Source organism: Neomoorella carbonis (assembly GCF_045278715.1).
In the GTDB taxonomy this organism is placed as follows: domain Bacteria; phylum Bacillota; class DSM-521; order Neomoorellales; family Neomoorellaceae; genus Neomoorella; species Neomoorella carbonis.
This window is the reverse complement of record NZ_CP136420.1, coordinates 572,080-589,573: the sequence shown is the minus strand read 5'-3', so window position 1 is coordinate 589,573 and position 17,494 is coordinate 572,080. Positions and strand designations below refer to the sequence as shown.

Here is a 17,494-nt window from a genome sequence, read left to right as displayed (position 1 = left end):
TCTCCTCCTTGATACCGGGCGGCGGAATCCGCTTCGGCTTTATTAATTTTCTACACTGTCGAGGTAAATCCTGCCGCAGCAGGAAAAAAGATGGGGTCTTTTTTCCCCATCTCCTCAGCAAAAAGAGACGCTAGCTGACATTATTCCACGGAAACGCCGTTAAAAGGCTTATTTAGGATATCTACCAGACCAAAGTACTGGGCCAGGACTGCCCGGGCTACCACCCCGGCGGAATCACCGCCGTGGCGGGCGTATTCGATAATAACCGCGATAGCGATCTGCGGGTCGTTGTAGGGAGCAAAGGCCACAAAGAGCCCGTGAAAATCGCTACTTTTGTCGTCACCGGCCAGCCCGGTCTGGGCGGTGCCGGTTTTGGCCGCCACCTGGAGATCGGGCGGGAAATCGCGAAAGAGGAAACCGGCTGTACCATCACTGGCCCGGGTAACTTCCAGCATGGCCTGTCGTACCTGGGCCATAGCCTCTTGCGAGATTGTCACCCTCCCGGCCACTTCGGGCTGGTATTGTTTTTTTAGGGAGCCGTCGGCGCCGATTACCTTATCTACCAGGTAGGGGCGCCAGCGGGTGCCGCCGTTGGCCAGGGTGGCAATATAGTTGGCCAGCTGGATGATGGTATAATTGTTATCGCCCTGGCCTATGGAGGTATTATAGGTATTAAAAGGCTGCCAGGTAGTATTAAAGTTATAGTTAATCTGGTACTCGGCCTTGATCTGCTTTAGTTCCCTTTCCTTCTGTTCCAGCAGCTTGCTTTTTTCCTCCGGCCCGGCTGCCGCAAGTAAACCGGCATACTTTTTTTCGATGCGTTCTTCTTGATTTTTCAACCACCGGTCCCAGTAGGGGGCATTAATCTCTTTTTTCCAATCTGGTGAAGGCAGGATGCCCGCCGCTTCACCCCGGAGGCCGATAACCCCGGTAGGTTCTCCCAGGCCGAACTGCCGCGCCACCTCGTCGATTTTATCGATTCCGGCCAGTTCCCCGGCCCACTGGAAATAGGTATTGCAGGAGACGGCCATACCCCGGTATAAATTAACATTGCCGTGAACCGCCCAGCAGGTGATACCACCCGGTTTCCAGTAGCGGCCGCTGTCATAAATGGTATCCTGAGGCTTAACCACGCCGGCATCCAGGGCTGCCATGGCCGTAACAGGTTTGAAGGTCGACCCCGGCGGGTAGACCCCCTGAATGGCCCGATTGAAAAGGGGTTTTAAGCGGGGGTTGTTATAATAGCTTAATTTTTTGGCATAAGCGCCGTTGATAAAGTCATTGGGGTCCATATCGGGCTTGCTGGCCATAGCGAGGATCGCCCCGCTCTTGACATCCAGGACCACTGCCGCCCCGCCGCCTGCCTTGGGGTTCTTTTCCTTCGTAGCAGCAATCACCTGGTCCATGGCCTTTTCCAGGGTCTGCTGGAGCTTCAAGTCAATGGTGAGCTGGACAGTATCGCCCGGTGTGGGCGGCAGGGTTACCAGGTCCCGGACTTTACGGTTAAAGGCGTCAACCTCCACTTGCTCGGCGCCCTTCTTGCCGCGCAGGCCGATTTCCTTGCTGCCCTCGTTGCTGTATTCAAGGAAAGCTTCTATACCACTTTTGCCTATTTTATCGTTGAGGCCGTAGTTTTCTTCCTTCCTGTCCTCCAGTTCCTGCTGGGTAATCTGGCCGACATAACCCAGCAGGTGTCCGGCCAGGGGACCATAGGGGTAATAACGCTGGGGTTCCTCAATAATATTTACCCCCGGCAGGTCCTGGCGATGCTCCTCGAGCCTGGTCACTGTGGCTATGGCCACCGGATCGCTGGCCGGGAGCCTTTTTATTTCCGTTGACTGGTAACGGAAAGGGTTATTCTTGATCAGTTCTTTAATAGCCGCCGGCGTCAGCTCCGGATCCGCCAATAAGTTAGAGAGGTTGTTAATAACGTTATCCAGATTCTGGTTGGGCACGCTGCGAATGGTAATAACATATACAGGCTGGCTGGTGGCCAGGACCTGGCCGTTCCTATCCAGGATATCGCCCCGGCGGGCTTCAATGGGATTGATGCGGATGCGGTTCTCGGCCGATTGCTTGCTGAATTCCTGGGCATTGACAATCTGGAGAAAAAACAGGCGGGAGATCAAGAGGATAAAGATAAAGACAAGAATTACCAGGTAGCCATTGAGGCGCCTGGAAAGTTTCAGCTTCCAGTTTTCCTTTTCCTGGTCCCCCATGCTGCTCCCCCTTGATAAAAGCTGTATCCCACCAGGGCCAGGCCGGCGTTATAAAAGGCCATGGGCAAAATTACCGTCAACAGCCCGGCCAGCCAGGGATATTTAAATCCGGCAAGATGCCCCACAAGTAAAAATAAGAACCCCTGACCAATGGTAGCCAGAAAGGTGAGGATAGCTGGTCCCAGCAGGTTATCCTGGTTCAACCATTCTTTACTTAAACCCACCAGGTAACCGGTAGCCATCCTGGTCAGGGCATTGAGACCTATGAATTTAGCCAGGTAAAAATCCTCCAGCAGCCCATAGATAAAACCCATGGCAGCTCCCTGGGGTGCCCCTTTAAGGAAGGCAAAAATGGTTAGAAAAACAGTCAGCAGGTCGGCCTTAACTCCTGCCATCTTAAGGGCCGGCAGCATGGTTGCTTCCAGAATAAGTCCTGCCAGCCCCAGGAGCACCGGCCCCAGGAACTGCATCTTCAATGCCCCCCTTGACCCGCGTAATGACCAGGACTTCTTCCAGCCGGTCAAAATCTACCGATGGTTCGATAATGGCGCGTTTCATAAGCCCGTCGGGCTCGGGTAAAACTTTGACCACCGTTCCCACGAGCAAACCCTTGGGAAAAATACCGCCCAGGCCGGAAGTGACGACTATTTGATTTTCCATTACCGGGGCATCGCGGGCGATATGAATCATTTGCAGGTAACCGTGGTAATCAGGGCTCCCTTCGACGACGCCCGGCGTCCGGTTAACCTGAATCATGCCGCCCAGGGCCCCTTCACGGTCCAGGATGAGCAAGACTTCCGCCGTCCGGGGCGTGACGGCAATGATCCGACCGACCACTCCCTGGGAGGTAACCACCACCTGGTTTTTTTGCAATCCCGCATTTGAACCAAGGCCCAGGGTAAGGGTATGGTACCAGTTGGAAGGGTTGCGGCCGATGACCGGCGCCACGGCAAACTCAAAGGTATTGCGGTTTGCTTCCGTAAAATTAAGGAGGTTGCGCAGGCGGTTGTTTTCCTGGCGGTATTCTTCCAGCTGAATGTTGGCCGCCTTTAAAGCAGCTATTTCCTGCTTCAAGGCCTGGTTCTCCGCCTGGAGGCGGCTGTAATCCCTGATTGCCGCCAGCCACCCTCCGGTTTTGTTTACCACCAGGGTAATACCCTTTTCGGCCGGTGCCAGGGCGTCCCGCAAGCCTCCTTCTAAAATGCTTAATTGTCCCCGTTCCAGGGCCGTCCAGCGCATGGTGAAATAGATACTTAGGACAACCAAGATCAAGATGAGAGGGGTAACGAGCTTCCGCCGATAAGGGCCCAAAGCTCCTCCCTCCCTTTAACCCAAGCGCTGCGCCGGTAAGAGCACTCGTTTCAGGACTTCAATATTTTCCAGGACCTTACCCGTACCTACAGCCACAGCCGTCAAGGGGTCTTCGGCCATATTCACAGGCATGCCTGTTTCCTGGCTCACCAGGCGGTCCAGGCCCCAGAGCATGGAGCCGCCCCCAGCCAGGACGATACCCCGGTCCATAAGGTCGGCAGCCAGCTCGGGGGGCGTCCTTTCCAGGCAGACCTTAATGGCCTCCAGAATGGCGGCCACCGGTTCCGCCAGGGCTTCCTGGACTTCAGTTGCCGTGATCTCAATGGTCTTGGGCAGCCCGGTGACCAGGTCCCGGCCGCGGACGGCATAGGTGCGTTCTTTGCGGGCGCTGTCCTCTTCCGTATCGCCAAAAAAGGCCGCTCCTAGCTCAATCTTGATCTCTTCCGCCGTCCGCTCGCCAATCATCAGGTTGTAGGTACGCTTGATATACTGGGTAATGGCCTCATCCATTTCATCGCCGCCGATGCGAATGGAGCGGCTGGTGACTATACCACCCAGGGAGATAACGGCTACCTCGGTGGTACCGCCGCCAATATCAACAATCATGTTGCCCGTCGGCTCGTAAACCGGCAACCCGGCACCGATGGCCGCCGCCATTGGTTCCTCAATAAGATAGGCTTCCTTGGCCCCGGCCTGGAAGGCAGCTTCGCGGACGGCCCGCGCTTCCACAGCCGTAACGCCGGAAGGAACACCTACCACCACCCGCGGCCGTACCAGAAATCCCTTCGAAATGGACTTCTCAATAAAGTACCGCAGCATGCTCTGGGTAACATCAAAATCGGCAATGACACCGTCCTTCAAAGGGCGGATGGCAACAATATTACCAGGGGTGCGGCCAATCATTCGCTTGGCTTCTTCACCAACGGCCAGGACATTCCCCGTCCCCCGCTGGATGGCGACCACCGATGGTTCCCGCAGGACAATGCCCTTGTTGCGGACATGAACCAGGGTATTGGCCGTACCCAAGTCAATCCCGAGATCCCGGGCGAAAATCATACCTTTAGCTCCTTCCTGCTTAACTCGCACCCATTATAGTACATGATAAATGTAAGGGCAACAGGTTAATAATAGAATTGGAGCGGATTACACTATAGTAAATTTCGTTCCTTCAAGCTAATAAAGCGACCGTCGCCGATAATCAGGTGGTCCAGCACCTCAATCCCCAAAATCTGGCCTGCTTCCACCAGACGCCGGGTAACCAGGAGGTCTTCCTGGCTGGGCGTAGGATCGCCGCTGGGGTGATTATGGGCCAAGATAATGGCCGCAGCACTGCGCCGGATGGGGTCTTTAAAGACCTCCCGCGGGTGAGCCGGGGATGAATTAAGGCTGCCTACAGAGACACTATCGATCCCTATTACCTGGTTTTTGGTATTCAGGGAGACGGTACGGAAATTTTCCCGGTCCAGGTAGCGCATTTCGTCCATGAGGAGGCCCGCTACATCCCAGGGGTTCTTAATCACCGTCCGGGAAAGGTTAAAGGCGGCCAGGCGCCGGCCAAGTTCCAGGGCCGCTTTCAGCTCAGCTGCTTTGGCCAGCCCAATACCTTTTTCTTTTTGCAACTCTTCCAGGGAGGCAGCGGCCAGGTACTGGAGTCCCTCGGGCCGGGATAGCAGGCGTCTTGCTACGTCGATGGCCGTCTCGGTCCTGGTGCCCGTGCGGATGAGGATGGCCAAAAGCTCGGCGTTGGACAGGGCCTGGGGCCCGGAGGTCAAAAGCCGTTCCCGGGGCCGCAAATCTGCCGGCATCTCTTTAATGGTCGTCCCTTTCGCTGCTTCCCCGGTCATTCTCTCTCTCCTCCCCACACATCCACACCGAACTCTTCCAGGAGCTCCGCCACTTTCACCAGGGGCAGGCCGACGACGTTAAAGTAGTCGCCGTTGATCCTTTCCACCAGCAGGGCGCCGCGTCCCTGGATGCCGTAAGCCCCGGCTTTATCCAGGGGTTCCCCAGTGGCTACGTAGGCAGAAATTACGGCCGGGTCCAGCTGGCGGAAGGTTACTTCAGTGCGCGAGTGGGCAAATTTTTCTTCACCGCCCGGGGCCCTGACTACCGCCACTCCGGTATAAACGGTATGGGTGCGGCCGCTTAAAAAAGAAAGCATCGCCGCGGCTTGTGCCGCTGAAGCCGGTTTACCCAGAACCTGCCCCTGGCAGACGACAATGGTATCGGCACCGATTACCAGACCTTCTTTACATGCTTGAGCCACGGCCCGGGCCTTGGCCAGGGCCAGGTGCTCTACCCTGGCCGCCGGCGGCAGGTCCCTGAAGTTATTTTCATCCACCTGGCTGGGGCGGACTTCGAAGTTTAAACCTATGCGCCTCAAAAGTTCCCTTCGTCGCGGTGAGGCCGAAGCCAGAATTAACCTATTCACTGGATTTTTTCTTCCTTTTTTCCTTCTTTCTGCCACAAGGTACTCTATCGCAGCTGGCATTGTCTCGCTCGCTCCATGGTCCTTACGGAGCGGTCTATGGCTCAGCCTCGGGCTCGGACGGGGTTCACGGCCTATTCGGCATCCTTGCCTCAAAGGCCGTCCTCGGACATCCTGTCCTCGGCCCCGTCCTCGCTCCTCGGCTTCGCCGAGACCGCTTCGCCGTTCGGACCAAGTCGCTCGCTTCCGACAAATGCCAACCCTAAATTTTCCTGCCATCGCTGGTGGCAGCTCGCCGCCATTACCGGCTACCTGGTTCTCGTGAAGCGGCGGGTTTATCTCACACCCTTCATACTCCGGCGCAGGGCCAGGTTAAAGGTAATAAGTTCCAGGTTGACGGAAAGGTCAACATTGCGGAGTTCAATATGCTCTGGTACATTGAGCACGCAGGGGGCAAAGTTTAATATCCCCTGAATGCTTGTGCCGGCCAGCTGGTCGGCGACTTCCTGGGCGTACTCTGCCGGTACGGCAATGATGGCGATCTGGGCCTTTTCCCGTTCGATAATTTCCTTCAGGCGCTCCATGGGGTAGACTTCCACGCCGTTCAAGCGGTAGCCGATTTTATGGGGAGCATTATCAAAAATTCCCACCACTTTAAAACCGCGCTCCCGGAAGCCGCCATACATGGAGAGGGCCGTACCCAGGTTGCCGGCACCGATGATAACCACCGACCAGGTGGTGTTGAGGCCCAGGATCTTGATGATGTGCCAGTAGAGATCCTTTACATTATACCCCACACCGCGGGTACCGAATTCGCCAAAATAGGCCAGGTCCTTGCGTACCTGGGCCGGGCTGACGCCAACACCGTCGGCTATTTCCCCGGAAGAGATGGTTGTCACTCCCCGCCGGTCCACCTGGGCCAGGTAGCGGGAATAAACCGAAAGCCGGATAATGGTGGCCTCGGGAATTTTGAGGGTTTTCACCTGAATCTGCCCCCTTGATGGCTCAATATGGCCTTGTACAAATAACCTTTTAAAGATATTCGCTACCGGCAGATAGAATCCTCTTTTTTAAGCTTCTTAAGCCATTCTCTCGCTTCTGCCACCATGTACAATGATCCTGTTACACAGATGAGGTCGGACGGCCCGGCAATATTCAAAGCGCGGTTCAGGGCTCCAGGGATATCTTCAATAACTTCTACCTGTTCTCCATACCGGCGCGCAAAGCCCGCCAGGGATTGCCAGTCTCCGGCACGGGGATTGCTGGGCCGGGTAACAATTACCGCCGCGGACTTCGGGACCAGCTCGGCCACTACCTTTTCGCGCTCCTTGTCAGCGAGCATACCCAGCACCAGGATCAGCCGCCGGTAAGTGAATATTTCTTCCAGGGCCCGACGGAGAGTCCTGGCCCCGTCAACATTATGGGCGCCGTCGATGACGATCATAGGCTCCCGATGCATGATTTCCAGCCGCCCCGGCCAGGAGGCCTGCGCCAGGCCATGCCGGATATGCCCTTCCGTAACCCCAAGGCCATGGTGGCGCACGGCCGCTTCGACCACAGCAACGGCTGTAGCGGCATTTTCCAGCTGGTGCCTGCCCAGCAGGGAGGTTTTAAGGCCTTCATAGGTTCCCAGCAGGCCCTGCAGGTCAAACTCGCCCCCGGCCAGGGAGACGCGGCGCTCCTGCCAGGTGACGTCCCGGCCCACGCGGTAAAGGGTGGCCCCCTTTTCCCGGCAGGTACGGCTAATCACTTCCAGGGCCGCGGGGCGACGGGCCGCAGTCACCACGACGCCGCCGTCTTTGATGATACCGGCCTTGACCCTGGCGATCTCAGCTATATTGTTCCCCAGGTACTCCATGTGATCCATGCCTACATTGGTGATGCAACTTACCAGGGCTGAAGATATAACATTGGTAGAATCGATAGCCCCCCCTAAACCGACCTCCAGGACTGCTAGGTCAACACCCTCTTCGGCAAAATATTTCAGCGCCACCGCCGTACTTACTTCAAATTCCGTCGGGTGTTCATAACCTGCGGCCACCATGGCCTCTAATACCGGCTTAAACCATGTCAGGAGGGCTGCCAGGCGTTCTTCGGGGATAGGCACGCCATTAATCCGCATCCGTTCGGTATAGGAATGCAGGTGGGGTGAAGTAAAAAGCCCTACCCGGTAACCGGCCTCCTTCAGGATACTGGCAACCATGGCGGCTACCGAACCCTTGCCGTTGGTCCCGCCAATGTGGATAAACCGTAACCGTTCCTGGGGCGCACCGCAGCGGCGAGTGAGTTCTCTAATCCGCTCCAGGCCCAGATTAAAGCCAAATTTTGTCAGCCGCCTCAAAAATTCAAGGGCTTCTTTATAATCCACCCCTTCGCCTCCTAACCCTTAAGGAAGCTCAGGCGCTGGCTCAAAGCCGTTATCTTGCTCTTTAATTCCGCCGCCCGGGCTTCTTCCTTGGCTACAATGACCGCCGGGGCTTTGGTGCGGAAGTCTACCCTGGCCAGCTTCTTTTCCACCTTCTCCAGCTCGGCCCGGGTATTCTTGAGTTCCTTCTCCAGGCGGGCCTGTTCCTTTTCCAGGTCAATCAGGCCGGCCAGGGGCAGGAACACCTGGACGCCGCCGGTGACCGCCGTTGCCGCCCGGGTCGGTGGCTGGGATAAAGCAGCCTTCACCTGCACCGGGCTGGCCGCCGCCAGCACTTCCAGGTAAAGGGAGGCCTGCTGCAATATCTGTCGATCTTCCTCCGCTTCTGCCACCAGGATGACCTCGGCCGGCCGTCCCGGGGGTACATTCATTTCGCTGCGCAGGTTGCGGATGGCCCTGATGACAGCCATTACGAGTTCCATGGCCTTCTCCGCGTCATCGTCATCCCGCTCCGGCAAAGCCCGGGGCCAGGAGCTGATCATGATGCTCTCCCTTTTTCCCGGTAAATGCTGCCATATTTCTTCGGTAATAAAGGGCATAAAGGGATGGAGAAGCTGCAGGCTTTTACCCAGGACTTCCACGAGGACTCCCTGGGCCACCTGCCGGGCTTTTTGATCCTTGCCGTACAGGCGGGGTTTGATTAGTTCAATATACCAGTCGCAAAATTCACCCCAGAAAAAGTCATAAAGGAGCCGGGCCACTTCACCGATTTCATAGGCCTCGAGGCCCTCCGTGACCTCGCGAATAAGCCGGTTCAAACGGCTTAAAATCCAGCGGTCGGGCAGGGCCAGCTCTTTTGCCTCAAGGGGAACGGGCTTAAAGTCCTCTAGATTCAAGAGGGCAAAGCGGGCCGCATTCCAGATTTTATTGGTGAAATTGCGGGTGCCCTCCAGGCGTTCGGGATGAAAACGGAGATCGTTCCCCGGCGTGTTGCCGGTAACCAGCATAAAGCGCAGGCAGTCGGCGCCGTATTTTTCGATAACCTCCATGGGATCGACGCCGTTTCCCAGGGATTTGCTCATCTTGCGCCCCTGCGCGTCCAGGACGAGGCCGTGGATAAGAACCTCCCGGAAGGGCACCTGGCCCATGAACTCCAGGCCCATGAAAAGCATCCTGGCGACCCAGAAAAAGATGATATCCCGGCCTGTTACCAGGACGGAAGTAGGATAGAAGGTTTTCAGTTCCGGCGTATCTTCCGGCCATCCCAGGGTGGAAAAAGGCCAGAGGGCGGAGCTGAACCATGTATCCAGGACATCGGGATCCTGTTCCAGGGCCGTACTGCCGCAGGCCGGGCACTCCACAGGGTCTTCTACGGCGCAAATTTCTTCACCGCACTGCTGGCAGTACCAGACGGGAATGCGGTGGCCCCACCAGAGCTGGCGGGAGATGCACCAGTCACGAATATTCTCCAGCCAGTTCAGATATATTTTCGTGAAGCGTTCCGGGATAAATCGTACCTTGCCTTCTTTCGCTGCCTGGATGGCCGGTGCCGCCAGCGGAGCCATGCGCACGAACCACTGGGGTGAGACCAGGGGCTCAATCACAGTACCACAGCGATAACAGTGCCCCACGGCATGGGTGTGGTCTTCCACCTTGACCAGGAAGCCGCTGGTTTTCAGGTCATTAACTATTTTCTCCCGGCAGGCGTAGCGGTCCATACCCGCGTAGGGACCGGCTTCTTCCGTCATCACCGCGTCCTTGCCGATGACGGTAATGGCGGGGAGATTGTGCCGGGCTGCCACTTCAAAGTCGTTGGGATCATGGGCCGGCGTTATTTTGACGGCCCCGGTGCCGAAAGAAGGATCGACGTAACTGTCCGCGATCAGGGGGATTTCCCGGTTGACCAGGGGGAGGATCAGGGTTTTCCCGATTACGTCCCGGTAACGTTCGTCCTCCGGGTTCACGGCTACGGCCGTATCGCCCAGCATGGTCTCCGGCCGGGTGGTGGCCACCGTGATACCGCCGTCGCCGTCTTTAAAGGGATAGCGGATATACCAGAGGCGGCCGTCCTCTTCCTCGTGTTCCACCTCGATATCGGAAATGGTTGTCTGGCAGCGGGGACACCAGTTGATAATATAGTTGCCCCGGTATATAAGGCCCTTTTCATAGAGGCGGACAAAGACCTCGCGCACGGCCCGGGAGCAGCCCTCGTCCATGGTAAAACGTTCCCGGCTCCAGTCGCAGGAGGTACCTAAGAGGCGCAGCTGCCTGGTGATGCGGTTGCCGTACTCGTTTTTCCAGGCCCAGACGCGCTCCAGGAACTTCTCCCGGCCCAGGTCATATTTGCTCAAGCCTTCCTTGGCCAGCTCTTCTTCCACCCGGGCCTGGGTGGCTATGCCGGCATGGTCGGTACCCGGCACCCACAGGGTGGCATCCCCCCGCATGCGGTGCCAGCGGGTAAGGATGTCCTGCAGGGTATTGTCCAGGGCATGGCCCAGGTGCAGGCTCCCGGTAACGTTGGGCGGGGGCATAACTATGCTGAAGGGTTGCTGGCCTGCTGCCGGCAGGGGACCGCGGAAATAGCCTGCTTCAGTCCAGTAGCGGTACCATTTTTCTTCTACGGCTTTGGGATCGTAGACCTTGTCTAACGCAGCCAAAACGCTTGCCTCCTCGGAATCATTACTTACCCTGGCTGGCTTTTGTTTTGAGCGAGCGACTTGGTCCGAGCGGCTTAGCGGCCTTGGCGAAGCCGAAGAGCGAGGGCGGGGCCGAGGACAGGATGTCCGAGGCCGGCCTCTGAGGCAAGGATGCCGAATAGGCCGGGAACCCCGCCCGAGCCGGAGGCTGAGCCTTAGGCCGCTCCGCGAGGACCACGGAGCGAGCGAAAACAAAGCCAGCCCACTACAAAAAACCCCCATCCGCCCGGACGGACGAGGGGAGATTAGCCTTAAAATGGCGCTCTCTACGGTACTATCTTACCGATTTCTGGCTCTTGCTGTCAAGTATTGTCTGTTATTCTTCCTTCCTCACCAGGGCTTCCTTGAGGACTTCATCCATATGCTCCACCATGATGAAGTTGAGCTTGCGCCGGATATTGGCCGGGATGTCCTCCAGGTTCTTTTCATTCTCCCGGGGCAGGATGATGTTTTTCACCCCTGCCCGGTGAGCAGCCAGGACCTTTTCTTTAATACCGCCTACCGGCAGCACCCGGCCGCGGAGGGTAATCTCGCCCGTCATGGCGAGATTGCCCTTCACCGGTACACCGGTGAGGGCCGAGGCCATGGCCGTGGCCATGGTGATTCCTGCCGATGGCCCGTCCTTGGGAATGGCCCCCTCGGGCACGTGGATGTGCAGGTCATGCTTCTCATGGAAGTCTGCTTCCAGCCCCAGGGCGTCCGCCCGGGAGCGGATATAGCTGAAACCGGCATAAGCCGATTCTTTCATGACGTCACCAAGTTTTCCCGTCAGGGTAAGGTTGCCCTTGCCCTTCATGACGGATACTTCTACATTGAGCACCTCGCCTCCGGCCTCAGTCCAGGCCAGCCCGTTGGCCACTCCTACCATCTCATTTTGGAAGGCTTCCGTGTGCCGGTAACGGGGTATACCCAGGTACTCTTCTACATTGCCGGCGGTAATTCTAACTGCTTTGGTTTTACCGCTGACAATATCCCGGGCCGTTTTACGGCAAATGGTAGCAATCTGCCGTTCCAGGTTGCGCACCCCGGCTTCCCTGGTATATTCCCGCACAATACGGCGCAGGGCATTTTCTGATATTTCCAGTTGCTCCTTTTTCAGGCCGTGTTCCTTAATCTGTTTTGGTACCAGGTGCAGGGCGGCGATTTTAACCTTTTCTTCTTCGGTATAACCCGGGATGCGGATAACCTCCATGCGGTCGAGAAGCGGCCGCGGGATGGAGTATTCGACGTTGGCCGTAGTAATAAACATTACCCTGGAGAGATCAAAAGGAGCTTCAATATAGTGATCGCTGAACATATAGTTCTGTTCCGGGTCCAGAACTTCCAACAGGGCGGAAGCCGGGTCGCCGCGAAAGTCACTGCTCAATTTGTCAATTTCATCGAGCAGGAAGACCGGGTTCCTGGTCCCCGCCTGCTTCATACCCTGGATTATCCGGCCGGGCAGGGCGCCCACATAGGTGCGCCGGTGGCCTCTGATCTCGGCCTCATCCCGCACCCCTCCTAAAGATATGCGCACAAACTTGCGCTGCAGGGCCCGGGCAATGGATTTGGCCAGGGACGTTTTGCCTACTCCTGGCGGCCCGACAAAGCAGATGATGGGGCCTTTCATCTTCCTGGCCAGCTGGCGGATGGCCAGGTATTCCAGGATGCGGTCCTTGACTTCCTGTAAGCCATAGTGATCATCATCCAGGATGCGCTCGGCCACTTTTATATCCAGGCGGTCCCGGGTTTGCTTGTTCCACGGTAAACTCAAAAGCCAGTCCAGGTAGTTGCGGACAACCGTGGCCTCGGCAACCATGGGCGGCATTTTTTCCAGGCGCTCAACTTCCTTTAGAGCCCGCTCCCGCACTTCTTTCGGCAGCCTGGCTGCTTCAATTTTCTGCCGCAATTCCTCAACTTCAGCTGCCCTTTCATCCTTTTCTCCCAGCTCTTTCTGGATGGCTTTAATCTGCTCGCGCAGATAATACTCCTTTTGGGTCTTTTCCATCTGCTTGCGGACGCGCAAGTTGATCTTGCGTTCCAGTTCCAGGATTTCCTTTTCCTTGGCCAGGATCTCGCACAGGAGGTTCAGGCGTTCTTTAATATCCACCGCTTCCAGGACGGCTTGTTTATCCGTCAGTTTAAGGTTAAGGTGAGAAGCGACCACATCGGCCAGCCGTCCCGGTTCCTCCAGGCTGACGACGGCCACCACCGTCTCCGGTGGGATTCTTTTGGACATCTTTACATAGGTCTCAAATTCATCGATCAGGCAGCGCATGAGGGCTTCGATTTCGCTGGAAGTTTCGGCAGGCTCCGGGGCCTCCTCGACTTCGACTTTAAGGAAGGGATCATGGCTCAAATATTCCCTGATCTTTCCCCGCCGGATACCCTCAACCAGGATGCGAATGGTGCCGCCGGGCAACTTTAATAATTGCTTTATCTCAGCTATCGTCCCGGTAGTATATATATCATCTTCCCCGGGATCGTCATCCTGGGCCTCCTTCTGCATGGCCAGGAAAATAACCCGGTCCCTTAGCATTGCCTCCTCTATGGCACTGATCGAACGCTCCCGCCCGACATCCAGGTGAATTACCGTGTAAGGAAAAACAATAACCCCTCGCAGGGGCAACAGGGGAAGGATCCGGCTCAAACTTTACACCTCCAAGGTGCTCCCTTGTATATACTCTTACCTGTCCAGGTAATTATTCTAGTATATTCTACGGCATTATTCGTCTTATTGCAATAGCTTTAGCAGCTTAAAGGGCGAGAGGGCAAAGGTGTTGCGCTTAAAACCTGGGGGCGGGATTTGAAACCTTCATGGCTGCTAGACTTTGCCCGCGGCATTAAGGCCTGTTCCAGGACCTCATTGACTGTTTGGACGGGTACTACCTGGATATCTGTAAAAGAGCGATATATTTCCTGCCAGTTATCTTTTGGAATGAGCACTTTTTTCGCCCCGGCCAGCCGGGCCGCTTCTACCTTGGCCACCACGCCGCCCACCGGCCGGACGGTACCCCGGATAGAAACTTCTCCGGTCATGGCTACCAGGTTGTTAACCGGTATTTCCGTAAAGGCGGAATAAACGGCCGTTAGCATGCTGATACCGGCGGAAGGTCCGTCGACCGGTACTCCACCGGGAAAATTGAGGTGAATATCATAATCCCGTACATCTACCGGTAAAAGCTTGCGCAGGACGGTCAATACATTATCCACCGCATTGCGGGCCATGCTCCGCCGCCGCACCCGGCGGCCGTCAAAACTTCCGCTTTCTTCTTCCTCGATGACGCCCGTAACGGTAACCTGGCCGCGGCGGTGGCCGGCAAAATTGACGCTGGCTTCCAGTTCGACTAATAGGCCCATGTTGGGACCGGAGACGGCCAGGGCGTTGACCACGCCCACCTGGGGCTCAGGGGAAACCCGGCCGTCCTGGCGGGGAGTATAATGGCAGCTGGTCACCACCCATTCCACATCTTCGCGGGTAATCTCCTGGCGCTTTTCCGTCAGGGCCAGGCCGGCTGCCAGCTGCACCATGTTAACGGCTTCGCGGCCGTTGGTGGCATACTGTTGGATTATTTCCACGGCGGCCGCGGAAATGGATAGATTTATCTTCCTGGCCGCATTGCGGACAATGATGCCGATTTCTTCTGCCTGCAAGGGGCGGAAAAAAACTTCCAGGCAGCGCGACCGGATGGCGGCCGGAATTTCCTGGGGCAAGCGGGTCGTTGCTCCTACCAGGCGAAAATCGGCCGGCAGACCGTTCCGGAAGATATCATGAATGTGGCTGGGGATGTTGCTGTCTTCCGAACTGTAGTAAGCGCTTTCCAGGATCACCTTCCGGTCTTCCAGGACTTTAAGCAGCTTGTTAATCTGGATGGGATGCAGCTCGCCAATTTCATCTATAAACAGGATGCCGCCATGGGCGCGGGTGACGGCACCGGGTTTGGGCTGGGGAATACCGGCGATGCCTAAGGGGCCGGCACCCTGGTAGATGGGATCATGCACGGAACCGATCAGGGGATCGGCAATGCCTCGTTCATCAAAACGCGAGGTCGCCCCGTCCACTTCGACGAACCGGGCCGTCTCTTTAAAGGGGGAAAGGGGGTTTTTTTTGGCTTCTTCCAGGACCAAGCGGGCGGCCGCCGTCTTGCCTACCCCCGGCGGGCCGTAGATAATGACGTGCTGGGGGTTGGGGCCGCAGAGAGCGGCCCGGAGCGCCTTAAGACCCTCCTCCTGGCCGATTATTTCCTCAAAAGTGGTGGGACGCGTCTTTTCCGCCAGGGGTTCCGACAGGGATATTTCCCGCATACGCTGGAGTTTCTCCAGTTCTTTACGGGATTCCTTCTCGATCGCCACCCGGTTGCCCTGCTGGTTGCGCAAAAGGTTCCAGAAATAGAGACCGATTACCACGGCAAAAAATATCTGGATAAAACTTAATACTCCTCCCAGACCTTGACCCCATTCATACATTGGTCTTTACTCCTTTCCGGATATCTCGATTACCTAAAGTTTATCCGGAAAGGAAGATTTTATCCAAAAAGGCGGTAGCTTTCCCGCTACCGCCTTTCGCATCAGGCCGTTTCTTCTTTTTTCTTCTTCCTTTCAACCGTCAACAACAGGGGTTCTTCCTTGCGCAGGACCACATCTTTAGTGACGATACACTTGGTGATGTTGCTCCGCGAAGGTATCTCATACATTACGTCAAGCATTATCTCTTCCAGGATGGCCCTCAAGCCCCGGGCGCCGGTTTCCCGTTTCAGGGCTTCCTTAGCAATGGTCCGCAGGGCATCTTCTTTAAACTCCAGGGTGACTCCGTCCATTTCAAACAGCTTCTGGTACTGCTTCACCAGGGCGTTGCGGGGTTCTGTCAGGACCCGGACCAGAGCATCTTCATCCAGGGCATCCAGGGTAACGATAACCGGCAGGCGACCGACAAATTCGGGGATCAAGCCGTACTTCAGCAGGTCGACCGGCTGGACCTGCTTTAAGATATCGCCCACCTGGATGTCCTTTTTACCGTGAATTTCGGCACCAAAGCCCATCGTCTTCTGGGAGATGCGGTTTTTGATGATCTTATCCAGGCCGTCGAAGGCACCGCCGCAGATGAAGAGAATATTGGTGGTATCCAGCTGGATGAACTCCTGGTGGGGATGCTTGCGCCCTCCCTGGGGGGGTACGCTGGCGATGGTCCCTTCCAGGATTTTGAGGAGGGCCTGCTGGACACCTTCGCCCGATACGTCCCGGGTAATGGACGGGTTTTCCGACTTGCGGGCGATTTTATCTATTTCATCGATATAGACGATGCCCTTTTCCGCCTTCTCCACATCGTAGTCGGCCGCCTGGATGAGCTTTAGCAGGATGTTCTCCACATCCTCGCCCACATAACCGGCTTCCGTAAGAGATGTGGCGTCGGCAATGGCAAAGGGTACATTCAGGATCCTGGCCAGGGTCTGGGCCAGTAGGGTTTTGCCGCTGCCGGTGGGACCGAGCATGATGATGTTGCTCTTCTGGAGCTCGACGTCATCCATCTTCATGCCCAGGTTGATGCGCTTGTAGTGGTTGTAAACGGCTACCGACAGGGCTTTTTTGGCTTTATCCTGGCCGATGACATACTGGTCGAGGATTTCCCGGATCTCTTTGGGTTTGGGCAGCTCGCCCATTTCCAGGTTCAGATCCTCGCTCAGCTCTTCTTCGATTATCTCATTGCACAGCTCAATACATTCATCGCAGATATAGACGCCAGGACCAGCGACCAGTTTTTTGACCTGGTCCTGAAGTTTACCACAGAAAGAACACTTCAGCTGGCCCTTATCATCCGTGTATTTATACATGGTTTTAGTTCACCTCGCTGTCCCTATTTACCGGGCAACTCGCGCTTGGTGATCACCTCGTCAATTAAACCGTACTCCTTCGCTTCCTGAGCGGTCATGAAATGATCGCGGTCGGTGTCCCTGGCAATCTGTTCTACCGGTTTACCGGTAATGTCGCTCAAAATACGGTTTAATGTATCCCGGATGGCCAGGATACGCCTGGCATGGATTTCGATATCCACAGCCTGCCCCTGGGTGCCACCCATGGGCTGGTGAATCATGATTTCACTGTGGGGCAGGGCAAAACGCTTGCCTTTAGCGCCGGCAGCCAGGAGAAAGGCGCCCATGCTGGCTGCCAGGCCGACACAAATGGTGGAAACATCAGGCCGGATATACTGCATGGTATCAAAGATAGCCATCCCGGCCGAGATGGAACCACCAGGACTGTTGATATACAGGTGGATATCTTTATCGGGATCCTCTGCCTCCAGGAAAAGCATCTGGGCAATCACCAGGTTGGCTACATGATCGTCAATGGCGCTTCCCAGGAAGATGATCCGGTCTTTCAGCAAGCGGGAATAAATGTCGTAGGCCCGCTCGCCCCTGTTGGTTTGCTCAACTACTACTGGTACCAGGATTGACACTCCTTACCCCACCTCCGTGGTAAAAATTTCTTCCACAACCGCTTC

At 56.2% G+C, this 17,494-nt stretch carries 13 protein-coding genes; all 13 read right to left on the bottom strand.

Annotated elements, in window-relative coordinates; genetic code table 11:
• Positions 1 to 140 precede the first annotated feature (140 nt).
• On the bottom strand, positions 141 to 2,219 hold the full coding sequence (mrdA, locus tag MCACP_RS02915) for a penicillin-binding protein 2 (RefSeq protein WP_406677898.1): 2,079 nt from the start codon (positions 2,217 to 2,219) through the stop codon (positions 141 to 143).
• Positions 2,186 to 2,689: a rod shape-determining protein MreD gene (gene mreD, locus MCACP_RS02910; RefSeq protein WP_406677897.1), complete on the bottom strand. Its 504-nt coding sequence runs from the start codon at positions 2,687 to 2,689 to the stop codon at positions 2,186 to 2,188. The genes mrdA and mreD overlap by 34 nt, the downstream gene beginning before the upstream one ends.
• Entirely contained in the window at positions 2,616 to 3,530 is a 915-nt protein-coding gene (gene mreC / locus MCACP_RS02905) for a rod shape-determining protein MreC (RefSeq protein WP_406677896.1), read from the bottom strand. Before mreC ends, mreD begins: the two co-directional genes overlap by 74 nt.
• Positions 3,531 to 3,545: 15 nt before the next feature.
• On the bottom strand, positions 3,546 to 4,586 hold the full coding sequence (locus MCACP_RS02900) for a rod shape-determining protein (protein WP_406677895.1): 1,041 nt from the start codon (positions 4,584 to 4,586) through the stop codon (positions 3,546 to 3,548).
• Positions 4,587 to 4,678: 92 nt separating this feature from the next.
• Positions 4,679 to 5,374: a RadC family protein gene (radC, locus tag MCACP_RS02895; protein WP_406677894.1), complete on the bottom strand. Its 696-nt coding sequence runs from the start codon at positions 5,372 to 5,374 to the stop codon at positions 4,679 to 4,681.
• On the bottom strand, positions 5,371 to 5,961 hold the full coding sequence (locus MCACP_RS02890; RefSeq protein ID WP_406677893.1) for a Maf family protein: 591 nt from the start codon (positions 5,959 to 5,961) through the stop codon (positions 5,371 to 5,373). Before MCACP_RS02890 ends, radC begins: the two co-directional genes overlap by 4 nt.
• A gap of 332 nt (positions 5,962 to 6,293) precedes the next feature.
• Positions 6,294 to 6,941, bottom strand: coding sequence for a redox-sensing transcriptional repressor Rex (locus MCACP_RS02885; RefSeq protein WP_406677892.1), 648 nt, complete (start codon positions 6,939 to 6,941; stop codon positions 6,294 to 6,296).
• Positions 6,942 to 7,003: 62 nt separating this feature from the next.
• Positions 7,004 to 8,326 carry a bifunctional folylpolyglutamate synthase/dihydrofolate synthase gene (locus MCACP_RS02880; RefSeq protein ID WP_406677891.1) on the bottom strand — a complete coding sequence of 441 codons (1,323 nt, stop codon included), beginning with the start codon at positions 8,324 to 8,326 and terminating at the stop codon, positions 7,004 to 7,006.
• 11 nt (positions 8,327 to 8,337) lie between these two features.
• Positions 8,338 to 10,980 (bottom strand): valine--tRNA ligase, encoded by a 2,643-nt coding sequence (locus tag MCACP_RS02875; protein ID WP_406677890.1) that lies wholly within the window; start codon positions 10,978 to 10,980, stop codon positions 8,338 to 8,340.
• 355 nt (positions 10,981 to 11,335) lie between these two features.
• Positions 11,336 to 13,648 carry an endopeptidase La gene (gene lon, locus MCACP_RS02870; protein ID WP_406677889.1) on the bottom strand — a complete coding sequence of 771 codons (2,313 nt, stop codon included), beginning with the start codon at positions 13,646 to 13,648 and terminating at the stop codon, positions 11,336 to 11,338.
• Between the two features lie 98 nt (positions 13,649 to 13,746).
• Positions 13,747 to 15,465, bottom strand: a complete 1,719-nt coding sequence (gene lonB, locus MCACP_RS02865; protein ID WP_406677888.1) for an ATP-dependent protease LonB — start codon at positions 15,463 to 15,465, stop codon at positions 13,747 to 13,749.
• 101 nt (positions 15,466 to 15,566) lie between these two features.
• Positions 15,567 to 16,826, bottom strand: coding sequence for an ATP-dependent Clp protease ATP-binding subunit ClpX (clpX, locus tag MCACP_RS02860; RefSeq protein ID WP_406677887.1), 1,260 nt, complete (start codon positions 16,824 to 16,826; stop codon positions 15,567 to 15,569).
• Positions 16,827 to 16,849: 23 nt separating this feature from the next.
• A complete protein-coding gene (gene clpP / locus MCACP_RS02855; protein WP_141265412.1) occupies positions 16,850 to 17,449 on the bottom strand; it encodes an ATP-dependent Clp endopeptidase proteolytic subunit ClpP in 600 nt (199 codons plus the stop codon).
• Positions 17,450 to 17,494 lie beyond the last annotated feature (45 nt).